This window comes from Streptomyces sp. SID3343, from assembly GCF_009865215.1.
Taxonomy (GTDB): domain Bacteria; phylum Actinomycetota; class Actinomycetes; order Streptomycetales; family Streptomycetaceae; genus Embleya.
The window spans coordinates 1-1,949 of record NZ_WWJX01000931.1 but is presented as its reverse complement, the minus strand read 5'-3'; the positions used below and the strand labels follow the sequence as shown (position 1 = coordinate 1,949).

Genomic DNA, 1,949 nt, shown 5'->3' with positions numbered 1-1,949 from the left:
GGGGTTCTTTGGGGGGTTCGTCGCGTCGGGGGTCGGCGAGCGGCATGGTGAGTCGAGTTTGTCGTCGGCGGCTCCGGTGATTTCGGCGGCGGTCGCACAACGCACGTCGCGGATCCGGGTGCTCACTACGTTGCGGGTGATCGGTGTGCTCGATGCGGTGCGGGTCGCGGAGGGCCACGCGACGCTCGGTCGGCTCTGCGGCGCGCCTGTTGCGGGCGTGGAGGACCTGCGCGGATGCGGGGTGAGCTGCCGCGCGGGTGACAGGTGAATTGTCGCGGGTGCGGGGTGGCCTGCCGCGCGGGTACGAGGTGACCTGCCGCGCGTGGGGCGGGATCTGTTGCGGTTGCGAGGAGATCTGTCGCGGGTTCGGGGAGACCTATTGCGGGGCGGCGGGTCAGCACGAATAATCCAGGGCATGGACGGCTGCGTGTGTCACGCGGGTCCCCGCCCGATTTTGCCGAGGGCGCGGGTCCTGATTGCCGTCCATCTTCTGACACGTCGTCACATCGATTACCTGCGCGTGTGCAGCGCGAGCTGTCCCCCGGTCTGAGTTCGACGCCACCGGCCTGCCCGTTTGTCGCGGGTCGCGCCGTGCTGCCCGACCGCCGCGCCGCTTCGCCTGCCGGAGTTCCGCTGCCCGGGGCAGCCCCCTGTTGCCTATGGCAATCCGTTCGGCTGCCGGTTCCGTTTCTACCGCTGCCCCGTTGATCGCGGCGGTAATCGTGCCGACCACGGCTCCGGTGCCGGCGCAGCCGCATTGTCGCAATCCCATGGCCGCAATCCCATGGCCGCTGTTCCATCCCGCGCGAGGGAGACTCGATGATGTCCACGACACCCCCGAAGGCCGCCGGACCGATCGACTTTCGTGCCCACGGGCGCTACCGCGTACGCCACCCCGGGTCGCCGCTGCCGGGCCTGGAGACCATCAAGCCGCCGATGCACCGCTTCCGTGGCCGAATCGGCGCGGGTTTCAGTGCCGAGGCGTACCGCTACCACCTTTACCTGTGCCTGGCCTGCCCGCGGTCGTTGCAGGTGGCGATCACGCGAGACCTCCAGGGCCTGGGCCACACCGTGGGCACCTCGCTGGTGGACCCGGTCCGGGACGGGCGCGGTTGGGCGTTTCGCAACGGGGAGGGCCATGGGCTCGACCCGATCGGCAAGTTCGCCTTCCTGCGCGAGGCGTACGAGGCGACCGAGTATCACTACGACGGCCCCGTGACGGTGCCGGTGTTGTGGGATCGCTGGAGCGGACGAATCGTCAGCAACCATGCGCCGCACATCCTGCGCGACCTGGCCGGCGGATTCACCGGCGGAACGGATCTGTATCCGGCGCGGCGGCACGAGGAACTGTGCGCGCTGGAAACGCTGTTCGAGGAGGATGTCAGCGACGCCGCACAACGGGCCGGACGGGCGCCCGCGGGGCGGCGGCGGGCGGAGGCGATGGGTACGGTGTTGGCCACGCTCGCGGTGGCGGAACGGCGGCTCGCGGCCCGGCCGTTCCTGTTGGGTGAAGCGCTCACTGCGGCCGATGTGCACTTGTGGGCCACACTCGTGCACTTGGACGCGGTGCACAAGCGGCACTTGGACGCGGAGGACGTGCACCGGCTCGCCGCGCACCCGCATCTGTGGGCGTTCGCGCGGCGGTTGAACGCGATCCCCGCGTTCCGCGACAACCTGCGTTTGGACCACATTGCCCGAAACCACCGGAGCCACTGTCGCGGCCCGGCGGCGTCGGGGGTCTCGATCGCGCTCAACGACTGGAGTTGACCTTCCGGCCGTGGCTGCCCGAGGGCGGTGTGGGCCCGGGGTCGGTTCCAAGGTCGGCCCCGGGGTTCATACCGCCGTGTCGGGGGGGCGGGGTTGCGGCGGGGCACGGTGTCGGTAGGCGCAGGTGTCGCGCGCGGTGGGGCCCTCGTAGTCGGTGCGGAAGACGCCGCGTTGTCGGTCGG

The 1,949-nt window shown here is 70.6% G+C and carries 2 protein-coding genes; both read left to right on the top strand.

The window, feature by feature from the left end; translation table 11 throughout:
• Positions 1–268: LLM class flavin-dependent oxidoreductase (locus GT354_RS29050; RefSeq protein WP_161359342.1), on the top strand; the 268-nt coding region annotated here is incomplete at its 5' end.
• Between the two features lie 554 nt (positions 269–822).
• Positions 823–1,767, top strand: a complete 945-nt coding sequence (locus tag GT354_RS29045; protein WP_237535562.1) for a glutathione S-transferase C-terminal domain-containing protein — start codon at positions 823–825, stop codon at positions 1,765–1,767.
• Positions 1,768–1,949: the final 182 nt, after the last annotated feature.